Raw genomic sequence first — 21184 nt, 5'->3', positions numbered from 1 at the left:
GATGAAATGGACTTCCGCGCTCGCCATCTATTTGCTGTTCTGGGCGTTCAGCGCGTTTTTCGTGCTGCCCTTCCACGGACGGCGCGCAAGCGATGATGCTACGCCGCTGGTCAAGGGACAGGAACCCGGCGCGCCAGCGACCTTCCGCCCCGGTCGTATCCTGCTGCAGATGACGATCGCCGCGACGATCGCGTTCGGCCTTTATTATATGGCCTATGTGAACGGCTGGGCTGATCCCGACGTCTTGACCGGGCGGGCCTGAGCAAAGGGCCGATTGGCCATCCTGGCATCGTCGGTTTTGGGGTGGTGAGCGGGCGTTGGTGGTTCCTACGTGAACCCCGGCGAAAGCCGGGGCCCAGAGCTTTAGAGAGCCGACCTTTGCCAGGTTGCGCTCTGGACCCCGGCCTTCGCCGGGGAGCATATCTCTATCGGTGGTTTACGGTCGTTTCTTCGCTCTCGTCATCCCGGGCTTGACCCGGGATCCCGCTTTTTTGACGCACTCCTGACTTCGGCATCAAGCGGGCCCCCCGATCAAGTCCGGGGTGACGATATGGAGAGGCCGGCTTCCGGTCGAAGCCCACCACGCCGGAGCATGATCCCAATGCCGCTAGTTCCGCAGGCGATCGATCGCCTGCGCCAACGCAACATACAGCTTGCCGATATCGGATGAGAGCAAGGTGACGCTGATGGCCGATCCGTCGCGCGCGCCGATGAGGACGCGGAGCATCGCTTCGAAATCGTGGATGAACTGGTTCACCGACGCGTGGAAAGCATCGTCGGACTGATAGAGGCGCAGGACTTCCTTGGCCTCGCTGTTGTCGATCAGCTTGACCGCGCGCCGCGCGAAAACGCCGCGGTCGCCCTTCAGATACGCGTCCCATGCGGTATCGCTGACTTCGCTCGACAGGATCTTGGTCACGTCGATTGCGGTCGATTTCAGCGACTCGGTCAGCAGCCCGACCTGTTTCGCAAGCGAATCGCGGTCCGACGCGGCGATCGCCTGTTCGGCTTCGCTCACGCGTTGCTCGACGCTGGCGCTGGTATCCATGATCGTGTTCAACTGGCGCACCAGCCGGTCGGCGGCGCCATCGGCCGCCGCGACGGCGCGCGCTGAAGCGTCCTCGATCGCGCTCAATTGCGCCATGATTTCATTCTTGAAGGCGGCATCGATCGCATCGGTCGCGGTCGCCTGCATCGTCTCGCGCGCGCTCGTAACCAGCTTTTCGAGCGTCAGCCGTGCCTCGTCAGCGGCCGAATCAGCGGTTGCGCGAACCTCGCCGAGCGTCGCGATCATGCGCGCGCCGCCACGTTCGGCGAATTCATCGGCGCCATCGCGCAGCTTGGCCAGCGCCGCCTCCGCCTCTGCGAGCGAGCCGTTGATGCGGTCGACAAGTTCCTGCTGACTGACCGCATGGCCCGCCATCTGTTCTTCATTGGCCTTGAGCGTCGATTGCACGGCATTGACGTGCGACATCGTCGATTGGGCAACAAGTTCCGATGCGTCGAGCAGGGGGCGCAACTGCGACAAGGCGGTTTGCGTGGTCTTGCCGTGCAAGGTGATCCGGTCGAGCGCGTGCGGCAGGGTTTCGTCGAGTTCGCGGGTGACGGCATCGAGCGCGAGAAGCAGCGATTCCGCATGGGTGATCAGTTGGTGCGCCGACGCATTGCCGCTTTGCACTTCCTGCATGAAGGCGCCCAGTTGCGACTTGGTATCGTCGATAGAGCGGCCGATCACGCCTGTGCTGGCACTGACGCTGACATCGAGAATTTCGAGCTGCTGGCCGACTTCCGTGACATGGGCGGTAAGGCGCGCTGCGAGCGCGTCGCTGGCGTCGGCATGGGCGGAGAGCTGCGCAACCATCGCATCGCCGGCATCGCGTGCGACGGCAAGCTTGGCGTCCATCAGCGCACCGGCATCGTCGACACCTTCGCGGAACTGCCGCCAGCTTTGATCCATCCGCTCGGTTATTGTGGCGACGGTCGTTGCCATATCGTCGCGTGCCGAGGCCGCGGTCTGCGTCATTCGCGCGAGGGCCAAGTCCTGCACGTCGCTAACCTGCGTCGACGCGGCGAGCAGGTTCGTCTCGGTTTCCTTCGTCTGTTCCTGCAACGCGACGATCGCCTCAAGGACAGCGGCGGTCGATTCGGTGCCGGACTGCGCCGCCTTGGCCGCCTCTTCGCCCAGCGCCGCAAGCTTTGCTTCGAGATTTGCGCCCTGCTGATGCGCGACGAACCCGGCCTCGCGAAAATTGACCGCGAGCCGCTGCGCGACATCGTCGATCCGCGGCAAGCCAGCGAGAAGCCCGTCCATCCGCTGCAGCGCGACATCGCCCGAACGCGCGAGCTGGTCGTGCGCATTGGCGATGACCGAGGCGTTGCTGGCAAGCTTGTCGCTGCTTTCGTTGAGACGCATCACGGTGTCCAGGCCAAGCTGCTGGACGATCTTCGCCTGGTCGCCGAGCTGCTTCTGCGCATCGGCGAGGTGCAGGCCGAGCGAATGCATCGACTGGTTGAGCGCCATATTCTCTTCGCGAAGTGCGGTCGCGATGCGCGCGAAACGCGCCTGTTCGGACCGGCCCGACCTGAGCATGGTCATCCATAGCACCGCAAGCAACGTCAACGGCATCGCGATCGTCGCGACAAGAGGTGGCCAAGCGGAGAGGGCCGGGCCGCGCGAAAAACCGTCCGTTGCAACGAAAAGCGCGAATCCGGCCCAGCCGACCGCAAGCAGGATAAGCAGCGCAGGGGCGGCACGATCGCGCCATGTCGACGCATCGTCAGAATCACCGGCGTCGGCGAACCCGGCATCGGGGAGGGGGGACATTTCGAGCCAATCTCGTTCGGTGGGCGCCTCGGCTTCGGGCGCGGGCGCGGCTTCAGGGCCGGCCACTTCGGCCGGCTCGGCGCCGTCTGCTTCCTGGTTTGCCGCGGAATTCCGCCACAATCCGACGATTTTCTTATCCCCCGTCATCCGGACATCTTAGCATCAAATGGCCGCCATGAAACGGAAACTTAACTACGGGGCTGCCAATCCTGTGGAATGTCCTTCGACAGTGGCCCCCTCGACCGATATCTCAGCGCGGCGTTCGGCGATGATCCGGCGATGGCGATGGACCTGCGCAGCGCCTTTACGGGCAGCGCGCGCGACCTTTCGGACCTGATGCGCAGGTCCCGCTGTGACGCGAACTGGGAAATGGCGGCGGTCCGACTGAAAGGGCTCGCCGCGACTTTCGGCATCATTCCTCTGATCCAGCTCGCCGACGCGGCGATCGAGGGCGCTCCGGGCGATCCGGCGGTGCTGCGACAGATTAATCAGGCCATCGACGCGATCGCCTGACCGCACCCGGGCGGCACGGCCCGACCGGCAGAACGGGTTCAATTCCGGTTCAGCCGTCTTCGTCCATTGAAATATCGATGCCGGCTGTCTTGCCTTGGCAACGCGACGGGTTTAGCCGCGTTTACGACGCGCGGCCGAACCTGCATGCGTTGGGGAAGGCGGCCGAGTTCAAAGGAGAGATTTCGATGTTCAACCGTTTCCGCTCGATGCCCGCAACCGCGATGGCGGCCGTGCTGGGTTGCGCGCTGATGGCGACCGCGGCACCGGCTGCCGCCCAGAAGAAGGAAAAGCCCAAGAAGGAAGAAGAGGCGAAGGGCAAGGGGCTGACTGCCAGCAAGGGTTTCGCACCCGCGCTTAAGAAAATGACCGACGCGAGCACCGCAAAGGACGCGGCGACGCTGCAGGCGGCGCTGGGCGAAGGTCAGGCGAGCGCCACGACCCCCGACGACAAATATCTCGTCGGATTCTACCAGCTTCAGCTTGGCATTTTGAACAAGGATCAGGCGCTTCAGGGACAGGCGCTCGATGCGATGCTCGATTCCGGCCTGACCCCGCCCGAAAATCTCGCGGTCTACAGCTTCTTCTCGGGCAATTTTGCCTATTCGGCGAAGGATTATCCCAAAGCGATCAAGCGGCTCGAGGCCGCGCGTGCAGCCGGATCGACCGAAGCGAACATCCCCGTCCTGCTGATGGACAGCTATTTGAGCTCGGGACAGGTTGATCAGGGTATTGCTACGGCAAAGACCGCGATCGACGCCAGCCGCGCTGCGGGGCAACGTCCGTCGGACGAACTCTATGTTCGGCCGATCAGGGCGCTGCAGGCCGCCAAGCGGAACGACGAGATGCTGACGCTGATGACCGCGCGCCTGCGCGACTATGGCCAGCCGCAAGTTTGGCGCCAGACGCTGTTCTCGGTCCTGCAGGCCTCGCCGGCGGCAGGGACGCCCAAGGAACAGGAATCGCTCACGCTCGATATCATGCGTCTGATGCGCGCCGCGGGTGCCATGTCGGAACGCCTCGAATATGACGAGTATAGCGCGCTTGCAGCCAGCGACGGCCTGCCGGGCGAAGCTGTGGCCGTGATCCAGGAAGGCGAGCAGAAGAAGGTCTTTCCCAGCACCGACTCGAAGCTGGCAGCACGCCGCGACGACCAGAGGGCGCGTGCCGGCAACGAGGGATCGACCATCGTTGCCTATTCGAAGCAGCCTTCGACGCTGAGCAATCCCAAGACGGCAGGCGCGACCGCGGACGCGCTCGTCGGCTATGGTCATTATGCCGATGCGATCCCGCTCTATCAGGCTGCGGCCAAGGGCGCTGCCGACAAGGATATGTGGACGTACCGGCTCGGCGTTGCTCAGGCCCTGTCGGGCGACAAGGCGGCCGCGAAGGCCACTTTCGGCCAGGTGGCCGGTACTCGCAAGCGGTTGGCCGACCTTTGGTTGGTCAAGCTTGATGCCTCGGCTGCGGCTCCGGCTGCCGCTCCGGCCGCGCCTGCGACCAACTGATCGGTTTCCAGAAAAAAGAAAGGGGCGCCATCCTGTTCGGGATGGCGCCCCTTTTCTGTATCCGGCCCGTTAACGTTCAGAGTTCGACGGGAATGCCCGCGAGCTGCTTCGCAGTGCGAATCGTGAGCGAGGTTTTCACGCTCGTGACGTTGGGCGCCGAGGTCAGATGGGCGGTCAGGAAAGACTGGAAACTCTGCAGGTCGCGCGCGACGACTTTGAGCAGGAAGTCGATTTCGCCGTTCAGCATATAGCATTCGCGCACCTCGGGCAGGCCGCCGACATAATCTTCGAACGCCTTGAGGTCGGATTCGGCTTGGCTGCGCAAGCTGACCATCGCAAAGACAGTAATCCCGTAACCGAGCTTCGATGCGTCGAGGTCGGCGTGATAGGACCGGATAACCCCGGATTCCTCAAGCGCCCGGACTCGGCGAAGGCAGGGGGGAGCGGTCAATCCCACCATCTGTGCCAGTTCGACATTCGTCATCCGCCCGTTCTTTTGCAGCTCGCCCAATATCTGCAAATCAATCTGATCGAATTTCTGACTAGCCATCGTTGAAACATCCGTTTTCCAAAACTGCGGCGACCATAATATTATTTCAGGCGAATGCAATTGTCCCACAATGCGACGCGGAAGGTTAAGGCACTTTCATGACCGGATGATTCACGCTAGCCGGTAAGCATATGCTAACCAACAACCGAGGGTGTGGGGCTCAATTCGCGTGACTGCTGACTCGATGATTGCGACCATCTTGCGCCAAGCGCCTGCGGATCGCCGTGCGAGCATCACGGCGTGGCGACAACTCTCCGATATTCTGGCGCAGCGCGGCAATCAACTGGGCGATGAAGATATTCGTCGCAGCCTGCATGCGCTCGCCGTGCTTCGGCCGCGCGTCCCCGAATCCGTACGGCGTGACTGCGCACGCGCTATTGCGCGTCATGGGCGCTTTGCGCCGCTCGTCGCGCTTTATGCGAATGATGTGCCGGCGGTGTCGGCAATCATGCTGCGCGACGCGCGTCTTGCCGAGGCCGATTGGCTGGCGGTCCTGCCAGCCACAAGCGCGATGGCGCGATCGGTACTGGCGAGCCGCTCCGACCTTCCGGATGGCGTGTGTCGCGCCCTTGCCAGCCTTGGCAGTGCGTCGGTTGCTTTGCCGCAGCCCGAAATCGCAGCCGCCGAAGAGTCCGTCATTGCTGTGGAAGTGGTGCCGGAGCCCGCGCTGGAAAGTCATCCGAGCCAGATCAGCGAACTCGTCCGCCGGATCGACAAATATCAGTCGACGCGCGCACGCCCCACCCAGTCGCAGGCGCCGCGTGCCGCTTTCCTGTTCGAAACCGGCCCCGATGGCGTGATCCATTGGGTCGAGGGCGTCACCCGCGGCGCGGTCGTCGGCCTGTCGATCGCCGAAGCGGCTTTCGGCGGCGAACCCGGGACCGACGGCGTTGCGGCAGGTGCCTTTCGCCAGCGGGCCGAAATCATCAACGCACGCATGATGTTGGAAGGGACGCCGGCCGATGCCGGCGAATGGCGCTTTTCGGCGCTGCCCTGGTTCGATCCCGCGACAGGGCAGTTCCGTGGCTACCGGGCGAGCGCGCGCCGTCCGCACCGCAATGAGATGCCGTACGGCCGACCGGCACCAGAGGATTCTGGTGATTCGATCCGGCAGTTGATCCATGAGCTTCGCAGCCCGCTGAATGCCATTTCCGGCTTCGCGCAGATTATTTCGGGGCAGATGTTCGGCCCGGTAAGTCATAATTATCGCGCGATGGCGGAAAAGATCGTGGCCGATGCCGCGTCGGTACAGGCGATCATCGACGATCTGGAAACCGCGGCGCGAAGCGATACCGTCAGCGTCGAAGGGATACCCGAAGACGTCGTCGATATCGGCGCGATCGTGACCCAGGTCGAAAGCGAACTCGCAGGCCTTCTTGCTGACCAGCGCGTCGACCTCAGCATCTCGCGGGTCGGAGGGCCCTTCCTCGGGTTCGCCAGCGACGCCAATGTGCGACGAATGGTCGGCCGCCTGCTGACGGCGCTCGTCGATGTATCCGAACCTGGCGCGATCGTGGTTGGGCAACTGGTCACCGAATCACGGCACGATGACATGCTCCAACTCCGCATCGTACGTCCGGCGACGATACGCTTTGCGACTGCGGCGGAATTGCTCGATCCCGGTTTCAGCCCCGAAGGCGAGGCGCCCGGCGCGGCAGTGCTCAGCCTCGGTTTCTCGCTCCGTCTTGTCGACAGCCTCGCGCGCGGAAGCGGCGGACGCCTCGATATCGGGCATAACGCCTTGACCTTGCACCTGCCCTCCGCCAACTCGAAGGCCGAAGTCGAGCTGGAAGCCCAGCAAGGCGAGTAAGCCGAGGCCGGGCGGCCTCGCTGTGGCGGCAAAGGGGAGCATGGTGCAGCCTGCGGGCAATTTCTTTGCGTATCCGGCCGCATCGGATCTGATCGGGCTGGAAGCGGGCGAACGGCCGCGCTTCTGGGTCACGATCGACACCGAAGAGGATTTCGATTGGGCGGCGCCCTTCGCGCGCACCGGTTATCGTCTCGGATCCGTTCCCGCGCTCGCCGAATGTCAGAACTATTTCGAGCGCGCCGCCGTCCAGCCCATCTATCTTGTCGACTGGCCGATTGTAGCCGACGACCGAGCGGTCGACATCCTCGGCGCGGCGCAGGCGGGCGGCCGCTGCGAAATCGGGGCGCAGCTTCATCCTTGGGTGACCCCGCCGCACGACGAGGATGTAAACGCGCGCAACAGCTATACCGGAAACCTGCCCGCCGCGCTGCAACGCGAAAAAATGACGGCGCTGCGCGATGCGATCCGCGGCCGCTTCGGGATTGCGCCGACGGTTTATCGGGCGGGGCGGTACGGGCTGGGGCCGGATAGCGCGACGATGCTGGCCGAACTGGGGTTCCGCTGTGACACATCGGTGCGTAGCGGGTTCGATTATCGCGCCGGGTACGGGCCCGATTATCGCAACGCGCCATTATATCCATGGTGGGTTCGAACGGGGCAGGGCGCGATACTCGAAATGCCGGTCACGACGGTCTTCGACGGGTTGCTCGGCGGCGCGGGGCGTAGCATTTATCACCGGGTCGCGCGTAACGGCACGCATGCCGGCGCGGCACTCGCCCGTCTGGGGCTGGTCGAACGGATCGCGCTGACGCCCGAGGGCATTCCGGCCGAACGCGCCTGCAGGGCCATTGATATCGCCATCGAGGCGCGCCTTCCGGTGCTCAACTTCTCGTTTCACTCGCCGTCGTTGCAGCCGGGAAACACGCCCTATGTCCGCGACGATGCAGACCTTGCGCTATTCTATCGCTGGTGGGATGTCGTTCTGGATCACCTTGCGCGGCGCGGCGTGGAGCCGACCACGGCCGCCGAAATATTGACGATGGCCGAACGAAAAGCACGCCCGTCGCAAGGCGCCTGATCGTTGGCGCTTGCCAACGCGCAACCGCGTCCGCTATCGCCCGCACACCCCCACTGGGTTGCAAAGGGGGCCTGTAGCTCAATGGTTAGAGCTGGCCGCTCATAACGGCTAGGTTGCGGGTTCGAGTCCTGCCGGGCCCACCATTTCCCCATGTATTTCCCTTGCAAATCGAAACCGATGCCTCTTCATTGCGCTGGCAGAAGGAGAGGGACATGGGGAAGCGGCGGACGGTTTTGCTTGGCGGTCTGGCAATCGTGGCGGTGATCGCGGGAACGGTGGCGGTACGGACCGCGACCTTCGCGCCAAAGGACATCGCCGATGGCTCCGACATAAGGCTGGCTGCCGCGCCGACCTATGATCTCGATGCTGCCGTCGGGCACCTTAGCGCCGCGGCGCAGATCAAGACGATTTCGCACCAGGACCCGGCCGAGAATGACATTGCCGAATGGGACCGGCTGCATAGCTGGCTCGCGACGACCTATCCGGCGACCCACCGCGTCATGACGCGTACCATCCTGCCGAACCGGACGCTCGTCTATCATTGGCCGGGTAGCGACGCGTCGCTCGCTCCTATCATCGTCATGGCGCATCAGGATGTCGTGCCCGTCACGGAAGGCACCGAAAAGGACTGGAAATACCCACCTTTCGCTGGAACGGTTGCGGAAAAGGCGGTCTGGGGTCGCGGCACCGTCGACGACAAAGGCTCGCTCATCGGCCTGTTCGAGGCGATCGAGGCGCTGGCCGCAAACGGGTTCCAGCCCAAGCGCGGTATCTACCTCGTATCGGGGCATGACGAAGAGGCGGGTGGATCGGGCGCCGTCGCGGCCGCCGCCAAGCTGAAGGCAGAGGGCGTGCGCGCGCTTTACACCCTGGATGAGGGTAGCGTCGTTCTGCGCGACACACCGGTGATCGACGGGCCTGCGATCCTGATCGGCGTAGCCGAAAAGGGCTATGCGACGCTGAAGGTCACCGCGAACGCGCCCGGCGGGCACAGTTCGATGCCGCCCGCCGAAACTGGCGTGACGACGCTGGCGCGTGCGGTGCTGGCGATTGCCGAAAGCCCGTTCCCGATCGAGATGCGCGGTCCGGGCGCGGCGATGGTCGAGGCGCTCGCCGCGCACAAGGGCGGTGCGACGAAGCTGGCGGTTGCCAACCAGTGGCTGCTCGGGTCGCAGGTCAGAAAACAGCTCTCGGCGTCGCCCTCATCGGCCGCGGCATTCCATACGACGATCGCGCCGACGATGCTCGAGGGGAGCCCGAAGGAGAATGTGCTGCCGCAATCGGCAAGCGCGCTCATCAACTATCGCATTGCGCCGTGGAACAGTTCGGCCGACGTGATGGCGCGCGCCAAGGCGGCGGTCGGCGATGCGCCGGTCGAACTTAGCTGGGTCAAGCCCCCGAACGAACCGTCGCGCGTCTCGTCAACCAGCTCGCAGGGTTGGAAATATGTCGTTGCCGCAGCGCGGGCCGACGCACCCGATGCGGTCGTTGCGCCCTATCTGGTCGTCGCGGCGACCGACAGCCGCAGCATGGAGCCGATTTCCGAGGATGTGTATCGCTTCATGCCGATGCATTTCACGCTCAAGGAAACCGCGATGATCCACGGCACCAACGAACATATGACGATCGACAGCTTCAAGCGCATGATCGACTTCTATGCGCGGCTGATCGCGACCTCTGCCGGATGATCGCTTTGGGAAGATAGTGGTCGGGGAGACAGGATTCGAACCTGCGACATCCTGCTCCCAAAGCAGGCGCGCTACCGGGCTGCGCTACTCCCCGACTACTGCCCGCGCCTTAGACAGGGCATGGGCACAAGTCTATCCCACCGATGCGTCTTCGACGAAAAAGGCGGGCAAAGCAAAAGGCAGGCAAAGAAAAAGGCGGCCTTCCCGAAGGAAGACCGCCCGTTTCTCGTTTCAGTCAACGCCCCGAAGGGCTGCGACTTACTTCTTTTCTTCAGCCGGAGCAGCAGCCTTGGCGTCAGCGGCCGGAGCGGCAGCAGCGTCAGCAGCCGGAGCAGCAGCAGCGGCGTCGGCCGGAGCAGCAGCTTCAGCGCCGGCAGCGGCAGCGTCGGCACCAGCAGCAGCGGCTTCAGCGCCAGCAGCAGCGGCGTCGGCGCCTTCTTCAGCAACCGCTTCAGCGGCCGGAGCTTCGGTGGTGGCTTCTTCAGCAGCCTTTTCACCGCAAGCGGCGAGGGCGAACATGCTGGCAGCAACGGCGATAGCAGCAAACTTCTTCATGATGTGTGGGCTCCCTAAAATGCCTTAACGCGTCCGGGCAAACTTCCCGTACCGCGAGCCGCGGGATTTAGCCGTTCCGCATGAATCGTCAACAAAAATAATTGAGATGGCCGGGGCGCGCGGGATTCTGTCATTTCTCCGTCATACTAGGGAAGCTCGTCGTCCGTGCTGTTCGCCAGAATCGCCAGAGTCGCGGCCCAAACTGTCACATTTTGCCGCAATTGCGCAGGGTCTATCTTGTCGAGCGTGTCGTCGGGCGTGTGGTGGATATCGAAATAGCGTGTCCCATCCTGCGCCAGATCGACCGCCGGAACCCCCGCTTGCACAAGCGCGCCGATATCGGCGCCGCCATTGGCCGCCTGCTTCCCGCGCACGACGCCGAACGGCATCACCGCGGCGGCAATCCGGTCGGAAAGCGCCTTGGCGCTGTCGGGTAGTTTGAAGTCGACGCGCCACACGCGGTCGGCGCCGAAATCGGACTCCAGGGCGACGGCATGCTTTTCTTTGCCATGCGCATCGAAATAGGCCTTGCCGCCAAATACGCCGACTTCCTCGGCGCCCGCCCACAGGATGCGGATCGTGCGGCGCGGTTGGCCGGCCGACATGACATGCTTCGCGGCGGCAGTAATGATGCCGCATCCTGCCGCATCGTCGATCGCGCCCGTGCCCAAATCCCAACTATCGAGATGGCAGGCGATGATGACGGGGCTTGCATCGGGATTGCTGCCGGGCACTTCGGCGATGACGTTGCCCGAACGCTGCTGACCGAGGTTCCGCGGCGTCAGGAGCAATTTCATCCGCAGCGGCGCGGCCGCCTGGCCCGCATTGACGCGCTTCCATTGCCGCACCAACTGGTCTGCGTCGGGATTGGAGAGCGCGCCGGCGGGGATCGGCTTGACGCCGGCTTCGAAATTTGTGCCGCCGGTGTGAGGGTTGCGGTGGCTGTCGGTCCCGATCGAGCGGATCACGACTGCGACCGCACCCTTCTTGGCCGCGACATTCGCACCGGTGAAGCGCGCGCGGCTATATTGGCCATAGCCGCTGCCGTCCTGCGCGGCTTTCATCTGATGATCGATAAAGACGATCTTGCCTTTCACCAGATTGTCGGGCGCCGCGACTAGCGCGTCATAGCTCGCGAAATAGACGACATCGCCCTCCAGCCCCTTGGGCCCCGTCGAGGCGCTGGTGCCGAGTGCGGTGATGTGGAGCTTCTGCGGCTGATAGGGACTGATCAGTGATGCTTCCTCGGTGCCGCGCACCCAGGTCTGCATCATGAAGGGTTCTTCGCGCACATTCTGGAACCCCATTTCGGTGAGCCGCTTGACGCCCCATCGCCGCGCTGCCGCCTCCGCCTCGGTCGCCGCCTGTCGCGGGCCGATTTCGGTCGTTAGTCCTTCGGTGATCGCCCACGCCGGATCGTCGCCTTGCTGCGCCAGTTCGGCTGCGCTCGGCGCCGTTTGGGCCGATACGGCGGTGGAGAAGAGAAGGGCGGCGATTCCAGCAAGGCCGGTGGAAGTGCGAGGGATTTTCATGCCGCTTTCGTAACGGCGCGCCCCGCGCGCGCAAGCGCCGATTGCCAATCGCGCGCCCATTCGCTAACCGGCGCGCAACTGAAAACTCTCCCGGCCGCGCCCGCGGCCCAGCCCATACCGGAGCATATCCATGGCCGCCCAATATAGTTTCGTGATGAAGGGTCTGACCAAGACCTATCCCGGCGCGCAAAAGCCGACACTGAACAACCTCAGCCTGCAATTCTACCCCGATGCCAAGATCGGCATCGTCGGCCCGAACGGCACGGGTAAATCGACGCTGATGAAGATCATGGCGGGCATGGACACCGAATTCACCGGCGAAGCCTGGCCGGGCGAGGGGATCACCGTCGGCTATCTGGCGCAGGAGCCCGAGCTCGATCCGACCAAGACGGTGAAGGAAAACGTCATGGACGGCGTCCGCGGCGTCGCGGACATGATGGACCGCTTCAACGAGATCAGCACGCTGATGGCCGACCCGCCGGAAGACGCTGACTTTGACGCGCTCATGGAAGAAATGGGCACGCTGCAGGAAAAGATCGACGCGGTCGACGGCTGGACGCTCGACAACCAGCTCGAAATCGCGATGGAAGCGCTGCGCTGCCCTCCCGGCGACTGGAGCGTCGAGAATCTGTCGGGCGGCGAACGTCGCCGTATCGCGCTGACCCGCCTGCTGCTGGAAAAGCCCTCGATCTTGTTGCTCGACGAGCCGACCAACCATTTGGACGCCGAAAGCGTAGCCTGGCTCGAAAAGCATCTCGTCGACTATCCGGGCAACGTCATCCTCGTCACCCACGATCGCTACTTCCTCGACAATGTCGTGAACTGGATCCTCGAACTCGATCGCGGCCGCTATTTCGTCTACGAAGGCAATTATTCGACCTATCTCGAAAAGAAGGGCAAGCGCCTCGAGCAGGAATCGCGCGAGGACGCGGGTCGCCAGAAGGCGATCAAGGACGAGCTCGAGTGGATTCGGCAGTCGCCGAAGGCCCGCCAGGCCAAGTCGAAGGCGCGTATCAAAAGCTTCGACCAGCTCGTCGAGGCGCAGGAAAAGCGCATCCCGGGCAAGGCGCAAATCGTCATTCAGGTCCCCGAACGCCTCGGTGGCAAGGTTATCGAGGTCGATGGTATCTCGAAGGCCTATGGCGACAAGCTGCTCTTTGAAAATCTGTCGTTCACGCTTCCGCCTGGCGGCATCGTCGGCGTCATCGGTCCGAACGGCGCGGGTAAATCGACGCTGTTCAAACTGATCACGGGACAGGAAACGGCCGACAGCGGCAGCGTTGCCATCGGCGATACCGTGCGCCTCGGCTATGTCGACCAGAGCCGCGACGCGCTCGACCCGAACAAGAATGTTTGGGAAGAAATCTCGGGCGGCTCCGAAATGATGACCATCGGCAAGCACGAGATGCAGACGCGCGCCTATGTCGGTGCCTTCAACTTCAAGGGCGTCGACCAACAGAAAAAGGTCGGTCAGCTCTCGGGTGGTGAACGCAACCGCGTCCATATGGCGAAGATGCTGAAGCAGGGCGGTAACGTGCTGCTGCTCGACGAACCGACCAACGATCTCGACACCGAAACGCTCGCGGCGCTCGAAGAAGCGCTCGAAAATTTCGCGGGCTGCGCCGTGGTCATCAGCCACGACCGCTTCTTCCTCGATCGCCTCGCGACGCACATCCTCGCTTTCGAGGGCGACAGCCATGTCGAGTGGTTCGAAGGCAATTTCGAATCCTATGAAGAGGATAAGATCCGCCGCCTTGGCGACGATGCGACGCGCCCGCACGCCACGTCGTATAAAAAGCTGACGCGCTGATCTGATGGTGGGGGAGGCGGCGCCGATATCGTCGGGCGCGATCCGCATGGACGCGGACGCGCTCAACGAATTTCTGGAACGCGCCTTCCCGCATTCCGAACCCGGCTCACGCGGTCATGTCGTGTCCGCCGTGCCGGGTTTCATCCAGGCCAGGATGGATCCGACCGACAAGGCGCTTCGCCCGGGCGGACTGATTTCGGGACCGACGCAGATGGGGTTTGCCGATATGGCCGCCTATGCGCTGGTTCTGGCGCATATCGGGCCGGTCGCGATGGCGGTGACGAGCGCGCTTAACTACCAGTTCTTGCGGCCATGCCGTCCGGGCCCGCTCTTTGCCGATGCGCAAATGCTTCGCCTCGGAAAAAGGCTCGCGGTGATGGATATCCGTGTCTGGACCGACGATGCGGACAAGCCGGTCGGGCAGGCCAATGTGACTTACGCAATCCCCTGAAGGAAATTGTCGGGAACGCTGGTCGCTGGCGGAGCTGCGCTGGAATCACAACGCCCGGGCCTCGTTCCCAAGACCCGGGCGCCTGTGACGAACACTCGCCATCCCCCTTTGTTGCAGGCCTGGCGAAAGGCCTGCACTCCCTGGAGCCGGGCCTTTGGGCCGCGTTGAACCAGAAGCCATGTGGGTAGGTCCGCAGGGGGGCTTTGTCACCATCTGACGGGTGGTCGGCCCTGCTTTTGCCTGGCGCTGTGACCTATCGGCAACACAATTTCGCAAATCATTTGCAGTTTCCGGCCATTCCAGCGGCCATTGCCAGCGGGGTTGGCGACGCTTAAAGCGGCCCATATGCGTGTCATTTCCCATGCGCCGCAAAGGCCCATCGCTCCATGATCCTGCGTCCTTACGAACGCACCATCTTCAAACGCTATTTGCTTCCGCAGCGCGGCGAAGGGTTCATCTTCGTCGCCGCGGCGTTCAGCTTCACCGCGGTCATGCTCGGCGTTGCGGCGCTGGTGATCGTGATGAGCGTGATGAACGGGGTGCGCAGCGACCTGTTCGACAAGATCGTCGGTTTGAACGGCCATGCGGTAGTACAGGGCTTCGGCGGCCGGATCGACGACTGGCAGGACGTGCTGAAGCAGGCAAAGGCCACGCCCGGCGTCGTTTCGGCAACGCCGCTGATCGAACAGCCGCTGCTCGGTACCTTCAGCGGCCGCGTCGAGGGCATTTTGGTGCGCGGGATGACCGTGCCCGACATCCGCAAGAACGAGACGCTGAACGGCAAGGTGCTGCAAGGCAGCCTCAATACACTGACCCCGGGATCGGGCAATGTCGCGATCGGCAGCGAGTTGGCACGTAACCTGGGCGCCACGGTGGGGTCGAACCTGACGATCATCAACCCGGCGGGGCGTTCGACGCCCTTCGGTACCGTGCCGCGCGAAATCAGCTATCGCATCTCGGCGATCTTCGAGATCGGCGTCTATGATTTCGACAAGGCCTATGTCGTGATGCCGATGGAGGATGCGCAGTTGCTGCTGCTCACCGGCGATCAGGTCCAGATGATCGAGGTCAAGACCAGCGATCCCGACAAGGTCGGCGAGATATTGCGACCGCTAGCCGAAAAGGTGGCCGCCAAGGCGGTCGTGTCCGACTGGCGATCGATGAACGCCAGCCTGTTCGAGGCCTTGTCGATCGAGCGTGTCGCGATGTTCGTCATCCTGTCGCTGATCATCCTCGTCGCCTCGTTCAACATCATCTCGTCGCTGATCATGCTGGTACGCGCCAAGACGCGCGACATGGCAATCTTGCGCACGATGGGCGCGCCCCGCGATTCCGTGATGCGCATCTTCATGGCGATCGGCCTTTCGATCGGCATTGCGGGGACGATCGCCGGGATGATCGTCGGTTTCTCGCTGCTCTATTTCCGTCAGGGCGTGCTGCGCAGCGTCGAATTCCTGACCGGCCAACCCTTGTGGGATCCGTCGATCCGCTTCCTCACCGAATTGCCGTCGAAGCCCGATCCGGTCGAGATTACGGCGATCGTCATCATGGTGATCGTCTTCAGCTTCCTCGCTACGCTCTATCCGGCGTATAAAGCCGCCAATACCGATCCCGTGCAGGTGCTGCGTTATGAATGATGTCGCGCTGGAACTGGTCGAGCTGAAGCGCAGCTTTACGCAGGGCGAGGTAACGATCGAGGTGCTGCGCGGCGTCAATGCGTCGTTGAAACGCGGCGAGATTGTCGCGCTGCTCGGTCCGTCGGGGTCGGGCAAATCGACCATGCTGCAAGCCGTTGGGCTCCTCGAAGGCGGCTTCGGCGGAACGATCCGCATCGACGGCGAGGACGTCACGCGCTTTGAACAAGGTGAGCGGACGAAGACGCGGCGCGAGAAAATCGGGTTCGTCTATCAGTTCCACCATCTGCTGCCCGATTTCAATGCGATCGAGAATGTCGTGCTGCCGCAGTTGATCCGCGGCGCAAAGCAAGCCGAGGCCGAGGAGCGCGCAGCGGACCTGCTCGGGCGCCTCGGGCTGGGCGAGCGGCTGCATCACAAGCCGAGCAAGCTGTCGGGCGGCGAGCAACAGCGCGTCGCCGTTGCGCGCGCGCTGGCGAACCGGCCGCTTCTGGTTCTGGCCGACGAGCCGACGGGCAACCTCGACGAGGCGACCGCCGATCGGGTGTTCGATCAGTTCGTCAAGCTCGTGCGCGATCATGGCTCGGCGGCGCTGGTGGCGACGCACAACGAGCGGCTGGCGGCAAAGATGGACCGGGTACTGCGCTTGCACGAGGGGCATATCGAGGCGTAGGCTCGGGAAAATTGGAGGGGATGAACGATGGCGCTTTATGATCTTTCGGCGAAGCTGCCCGGGGGCGGGTCGCAATCGCTTGCCGACTATCGGGGCAAGGTGCTGCTGATCGTCAACACGGCGTCGAAATGCGGCTTCACGCCCCAATATGAAGGGCTGGAGGAGCTGTACCGCGATTATAAGGATCGCGGATTCGAGATATTGGCTTTCCCGTGCAACCAGTTCGGCGCGCAAGAACCGGGGGACGCGGCGGAAATCGCGAATTTCTGCTCGCTGACCTATGACGTCAGCTTCCCCCTGATGGCCAAGATCGACGTCAACGGCGACGATGCCGACCCCATCTTCAAACATTTGAAGAAGGAAAAGACCGGGTTGCTCGGCAGCGGGATCAAGTGGAATTTCACCAAATTCCTGGTCGACCGGAACGGAAAGACGGTGTCGCGCCACGCGCCGACGACGAAGCCCGAGCAGTTGCGCAAAGAGATTGAAGAACTGCTGGGTTAAGCCTTGGCAGAATCACCGCTGTCACTGTAGCGTCATCCGATGGCCTACAGCCCCTTTGTCCCCCTGCGCGTCTTTTCCAGTTTCACCATGCTGGAGGGGGCGATCGAGCCCAAGTTGATCGCGAAAGCAGCGCGCGAGCGCGGGTTTCCGGCGATTGCGGTCGCCGATCGCAACGGGCTCTATGGGGTCATGGCTTTTGGCGAAGCGTGCAAGGCGGCGGGGGTGCAGCCGATTGTCGGCACGCTGCTGAGCGTCGCCCGTCCGGGGCCGCGCCTTGCCAACGGCGCACCGCAAATCGACTGGCTCGCGCTCTATGCGCAGGACAATGCCGGCTATGACAATCTCTGCGCGCTCGTATCGGCGGCGCATCTCGCCCGGCCGGTCGAGCAGGATCCGCACGTCCTGCTGTCCGATATCGCGGGGCGGACCGATGGGCTGATCTGCCTGACCGGCGGCGGCGAGGGAGCGCTGACGCGGTTGCTCGCGGGGGAGCAGAAGAGCGCGGCCGAGGATTATGTCGAGCAGTTGGAAGCGCTGTTCGGCGGGCGCCTCTATATCGAACTCTCGCGGCGCGGCGACGCGGCCGAGATCGCGGCCGAAGCCGCGCTGATAGATCTGGCCTATGCCCGCGCGCTCCCGATCGTCGCAACCAACCCGGCGAATTTTGTCGAGCCGAATTTCCATCCCGCGCACGACGCGATGCTGTGTATCGCCCAATCGGCCTATGTCGAGAGCGAGGACCGGCGCGTTTCAAGCCCCGAAGCCTGGCTGAAACCTGCCGAGGCGATGGAAGACGCTTTCTCGGACCTGCCGGAGGCGATCCGCAATACGCTCGTCATCGCACAGCGCTGCGCGTTCATGGCGCCGAAGCGCGCGCCGATCCTGCCGAGCCTTGCCGGCGACCGCGAGGGTGAGGCGGCGCAGCTGAAGGCCGACGCGCATGCGGGGCTCGTGGCGCGGCTCGCGCATTATCCCGAACTGACCGACGAAGATCGTGAAGCCTATGTGAAGCGCCTCGATTTCGAGGTCGACGTCATCACCCAGATGGGCTTCCCCGGCTATTTCCTTATCGTTGCCGACTTCATCAAATGGGCGAAGGCGCACGATATCCCGGTGGGGCCGGGGCGCGGTTCGGGTGCGGGCAGCGTTGTTGCCTGGGCGCTGACGATCACCGATCTCGACCCGCTTAAACTGGGGTTGCTGTTCGAACGCTTCCTCAACCCCGAACGCGTGTCGATGCCCGACTTCGACATCGACTTCTGCGAAACGCGGCGCGGTGAGGTGATCCGCTATGTGCAGGAGAAATACGGCCGCGACACCGTCGCGCAGATCATCACCTTCGGAAAGCTGAAGGCGCGCGCCGTGCTCAAGGACACCGGCCGTGTGCTCCAGATGAGCTATGGTCAGGTCGACCGGCTCGCGAAGCTGGTGCCGAACCATCCGACCGACCCCTGGACACTCGAGCGCGCGCTCAACGGCGTTGCTGAGCTGATGACCGAATATAAGCAGGACGATGGCGTACGCCGTCTCTTTGACATGGCGCGCCAGCTTGAGGGGCTGCCGCGGCACAGCTCGACCCATGCCGCGGGCGTGGTGATCGGCGATCGTCCGCTCGACCAGCTGGTCCCGCTCTATCGCGACCCGCGTTCGGATATGCCGGTGACGCAGTTCGACATGAAATATGTCGAGACCGCGGGGCTGGTGAAATTCGACTTCCTTGGCCTCAAGACATTGTCGGTGCTGAAGGAAGCGAAGCGCCTGCTTGCCCTTCGCGGTGTCGACGTCGATCTCGACGGGCTCGCGTGGGATGACGAGGAAGTCTATGCGCTGCTTCAGCGCGGCGAGACCGTCGGGGTGTTCCAGTTGGAATCCGAAGGGATGCGGCGCACGCTGTCGGCGGTGAAGCCGACCAATTTCGGCGACATCATCGCACTCGTCGCGCTCTATCGCCCCGGGCCGATGGACAATATTCCGCTGTTCGGCGCGCGCAAGAACGGGCGCGAGCCGATCGCCTATCCGCATCCGCTGCTCGAAGGCATCCTCGCCGAAACCTACGGCATCTTCGTCTATCAGGAACAGGTGATGCAGGCGGCGCAGATCCTGGCTGGGTACAGCCTTGGCGGCGCCGACCTTTTGCGCCGTGCGATGGGCAAGAAGGTCCAGGCTGAAATGGACGCGCAGCGCGAGACGTTCGTCAAGGGCTGCGGCGAGCATAACCAGATCGCGCCCAAGGCCGCGAACGAGCTGTTCGACTTGATCGACAAATTCGCGGGCTATGGCTTCAACAAGAGCCATGCCGCCGCTTATGCGCTGCTGTCGTACCAGACCGCGTGGCTCAAGGCGCATTATCCGCACGAATTTTTCGCGGCGTCGATGTCCTTCGACAGCCACCAGACCGATAAATTGTCGATCTTCATCGACGATATGCGGCGGTTGGACGTCGGAATTTCGCCGCCGTCGGTCAATGACAGCGAGGCCGATTTCTCGGTCGGGCGCAGCGATGACGGGCTGACGGTGCGCTACGCGCTCGGCGCGCTGAAGGGCGTCGGCGAAAAGGCGATGGAGGCGCTGGTCGCCGAGCGCGCCAAGGGCGACTTCGCCTCGCTCGACGATTTCGCGAGCCGCATCGATCCAAAATTGCTCAACCGGCGCCAGATCGAGGCGCTGGCGGGGGGAGGGGCGTTCGATTGTATCGAACCCGACCGTCCGCGCGCCTTTGCCGGGGCAGAGAGCCTCCTCGCCTGCGCGAACAGTTCGGCGCACGAACGTTCGACGGGGCAGGGCGGCCTGTTCGGCGGCGACATCGCGATCGCGCCGGCTTTGCAACTGCCCGCCGCCGAACCATGGACCCTTGCCGAGCGGATGACGCGCGAAAAGGACGCGTTCGGTTTCTATTTTTCGTCGCATCCCGTCGAGCAATATGAAGCGATCATTTCGGCGCGCGGAGCGCGCTCTTATGGCGATATCTGCGACAATGTCGAAATGACGCCGGGCACGCGCATCCCGATGGTGATGGCGGCGATGGTCGAAAGCGCGCGGCCGCGCGTGTCGCAGCGCGGCAACCGCTTCCTCAATCTGACCTTGTCCGACCGCAGCGGACAGTTTCAGTCGAGCTGCTTCGACGAGATGGCTGGCAAGACGCTCGAAGCGCTCGCCGCCGACGGCGGCTGCGCGATTTTGTCGGTCGAACTCGACCTGCTCGAAGGCGAAGAAACGCCGCGGGTGACGGTACGCGGAGCCCAGTCGCTCGTGGATATCGCCGCGACGGCGGCCCTGCAACTCACATGCCGGGTTGAGCTGCCCGACGCGATAGCAGAGATCGCGCGCTGGCTCGAAACGCGTGAGGATGCGCGCGGCAAGGTCGTCATCGCGACGCGCGATCCGTTGACCGACCAGGATATCCGCGTCGAGCTGGGGCGCGGTTTCGCTTTGGGGCCGGACACCGTCTCGCGTCTTGAGATGATCGCCGGAGTGAGCGAGGCGGCGTTGTCGCTGGTCGCGCAGCGCGATTTCCGCGTTCGTTAGGCGGGGCAAGACATGACGGAGAAGAAAACGTCGGGGCGCTGCCTTTGCGGCACCGCGAAATTCGAAATATCGGGCGGGTTCGACGCCTTTTTCCTGTGCCATTGTTCGCGGTGCCGAAAGAACAGCGGGTCGGCGCACGGCGCGAACCTGTTCGCGACCAGTGCGACGATCGAGTGGTTGTCGGGTGACGAAGCGGTGACTTCTTTCCGGCTGCCCGATACGCGTCACGAACGCAGTTTCTGTCGCATATGCGGGTCGGCGCTACCCATTGTGCAGAACAATGGCGCGTTGCTCGTCGTTCCTGCCGGCAGCCTCGATGGACCCGTCGATATCCGCCCGACCGCGCATATATGCTGCGCCAGCCGTGCCGAATGGGACGCCGACCTGATCGATGTGCCCCATATGGATGGCTTGCCCGGCTGATTGCAGATGCCTGCCGTCGTTCGGGAAACCGACGGATGGCGCCCCCTCGCGATTGGAGGAGCGGTTGTTTCTGGCTTGGCCCTTGCGCGTGGAGCATTTCCGGCCCTAT

General features: G+C 63.5%; 17 protein-coding genes and 2 tRNA genes. 14 read left to right on the top strand and 5 right to left on the bottom strand.

All coding sequences use genetic code 11. The features are described from left to right. Nucleotide 1: 1 nt before the first annotated feature. Nucleotides 2-262, top strand: coding sequence for a DUF1467 family protein (locus KEC45_RS09060; protein ID WP_062180236.1), 261 nt, complete (start codon nucleotides 2-4; stop codon nucleotides 260-262). Nucleotides 263-607: 345 nt separating this feature from the next. Here KEC45_RS09060 and KEC45_RS09055 read toward each other — a convergent pair whose 3' ends face one another. Continuing rightward, nucleotides 608-2971, bottom strand: coding sequence for a hypothetical protein (locus KEC45_RS09055; protein WP_062180239.1), 2364 nt, complete (start codon nucleotides 2969-2971; stop codon nucleotides 608-610). 69 nt (nucleotides 2972-3040) lie between these two features. Here KEC45_RS09055 and KEC45_RS09050 point away from each other — a divergent pair, with 69 nt between their 5' ends. Together KEC45_RS09050 and KEC45_RS09045 are read left to right on the top strand one after the other, a co-directional pair. Then, the gene (locus KEC45_RS09050; RefSeq protein ID WP_062180242.1) at nucleotides 3041-3337 is read left to right on the top strand and encodes a hypothetical protein; all 297 of its coding nucleotides are present in this window, start codon (nucleotides 3041-3043) and stop codon (nucleotides 3335-3337) included. A gap of 185 nt (nucleotides 3338-3522) precedes the next feature. Continuing rightward, on the top strand, nucleotides 3523-4842 hold the full coding sequence (locus KEC45_RS09045; protein ID WP_062183855.1) for a hypothetical protein: 1320 nt from the start codon (nucleotides 3523-3525) through the stop codon (nucleotides 4840-4842). Nucleotides 4843-4918: 76 nt separating this feature from the next. Here the strand turns inward: KEC45_RS09045 and KEC45_RS09040 are convergent, their stop codons facing one another. Continuing rightward, the gene (locus KEC45_RS09040; protein WP_062180245.1) at nucleotides 4919-5392 is read right to left on the bottom strand and encodes an Lrp/AsnC family transcriptional regulator; all 474 of its coding nucleotides are present in this window, start codon (nucleotides 5390-5392) and stop codon (nucleotides 4919-4921) included. A 169-nt stretch (nucleotides 5393-5561) separates the two neighbouring features. Between KEC45_RS09040 and KEC45_RS09035 the strand changes: the two genes are divergently transcribed. From KEC45_RS09035 to KEC45_RS09020, 4 genes are all read left to right on the top strand, one after another. Further along, nucleotides 5562-7202: a histidine kinase dimerization/phospho-acceptor domain-containing protein gene (locus tag KEC45_RS09035; RefSeq protein WP_252171946.1), complete on the top strand. Its 1641-nt coding sequence runs from the start codon at nucleotides 5562-5564 to the stop codon at nucleotides 7200-7202. A gap of 40 nt (nucleotides 7203-7242) precedes the next feature. After that, nucleotides 7243-8280 (top strand): polysaccharide deacetylase family protein, encoded by a 1038-nt coding sequence (locus tag KEC45_RS09030; RefSeq protein ID WP_062180251.1) that lies wholly within the window; start codon nucleotides 7243-7245, stop codon nucleotides 8278-8280. A gap of 67 nt (nucleotides 8281-8347) precedes the next feature. Continuing rightward, nucleotides 8348-8423: transfer RNA gene (locus KEC45_RS09025), tRNA-Ile, on the top strand. A 69-nt stretch (nucleotides 8424-8492) separates the two neighbouring features. After that, nucleotides 8493-9968, top strand: a complete 1476-nt coding sequence (locus tag KEC45_RS09020; RefSeq protein WP_062180253.1) for a M20 family peptidase — start codon at nucleotides 8493-8495, stop codon at nucleotides 9966-9968. 17 nt (nucleotides 9969-9985) lie between these two features. Here the strand turns inward: KEC45_RS09020 and KEC45_RS09015 are convergent. The 3 genes from KEC45_RS09015 to KEC45_RS09005 form a co-directional block, all read right to left on the bottom strand. After that, nucleotides 9986-10062, bottom strand: a tRNA-Pro gene (locus KEC45_RS09015). Between the two features lies 1 nt (nucleotide 10063). Next, nucleotides 10064-10465 (bottom strand): hypothetical protein, encoded by a 402-nt coding sequence (locus KEC45_RS09010; RefSeq protein ID WP_193749137.1) that lies wholly within the window; start codon nucleotides 10463-10465, stop codon nucleotides 10064-10066. Nucleotides 10466-10669: 204 nt separating this feature from the next. Then, a complete protein-coding gene (locus tag KEC45_RS09005; protein ID WP_252171945.1) occupies nucleotides 10670-12055 on the bottom strand; it encodes a M20/M25/M40 family metallo-hydrolase in 1386 nt (461 codons plus the stop codon). 130 nt (nucleotides 12056-12185) lie between these two features. Here KEC45_RS09005 and ettA point away from each other — a divergent pair, with 130 nt between their 5' ends. The 7 genes from ettA (at nucleotide 12186) to KEC45_RS08970 (ending at nucleotide 21075) form a co-directional block, all read left to right on the top strand. Then, nucleotides 12186-13865, top strand: a complete 1680-nt coding sequence (gene ettA, locus KEC45_RS09000; protein WP_062180258.1) for an energy-dependent translational throttle protein EttA — start codon at nucleotides 12186-12188, stop codon at nucleotides 13863-13865. Nucleotides 13866-13869: 4 nt separating this feature from the next. Beyond that, nucleotides 13870-14316 (top strand): PaaI family thioesterase, encoded by a 447-nt coding sequence (locus KEC45_RS08995; RefSeq protein WP_083435765.1) that lies wholly within the window; start codon nucleotides 13870-13872, stop codon nucleotides 14314-14316. A gap of 386 nt (nucleotides 14317-14702) precedes the next feature. Next, nucleotides 14703-15953, top strand: coding sequence for a lipoprotein-releasing ABC transporter permease subunit (locus KEC45_RS08990; RefSeq protein ID WP_062180262.1), 1251 nt, complete (start codon nucleotides 14703-14705; stop codon nucleotides 15951-15953). Then, nucleotides 15946-16623 carry an ABC transporter ATP-binding protein gene (locus tag KEC45_RS08985; RefSeq protein WP_062180266.1) on the top strand — a complete coding sequence of 226 codons (678 nt, stop codon included), beginning with the start codon at nucleotides 15946-15948 and terminating at the stop codon, nucleotides 16621-16623. Before KEC45_RS08990 ends, KEC45_RS08985 begins: the two co-directional genes overlap by 8 nt. 27 nt (nucleotides 16624-16650) lie before the next feature. Next, nucleotides 16651-17127: a glutathione peroxidase gene (locus KEC45_RS08980; protein WP_062180269.1), complete on the top strand. Its 477-nt coding sequence runs from the start codon at nucleotides 16651-16653 to the stop codon at nucleotides 17125-17127. A gap of 39 nt (nucleotides 17128-17166) precedes the next feature. Continuing rightward, complete coding sequence (dnaE, locus tag KEC45_RS08975; protein ID WP_062180272.1) at nucleotides 17167-20652, top strand: DNA polymerase III subunit alpha; 3486 nt, start codon at nucleotides 17167-17169, stop codon at nucleotides 20650-20652. A gap of 12 nt (nucleotides 20653-20664) precedes the next feature. Then, nucleotides 20665-21075, top strand: coding sequence for a GFA family protein (locus KEC45_RS08970; protein WP_062180275.1), 411 nt, complete (start codon nucleotides 20665-20667; stop codon nucleotides 21073-21075). Nucleotides 21076-21184 lie beyond the last annotated feature (109 nt).

This window comes from Sphingopyxis sp. USTB-05, assembly GCF_023822045.1.
Classification (GTDB): domain Bacteria; phylum Pseudomonadota; class Alphaproteobacteria; order Sphingomonadales; family Sphingomonadaceae; genus Sphingopyxis.
Note: the sequence above shows the minus strand (reverse complement) of the source record. Positions and strands in the feature narration are given on the sequence as shown.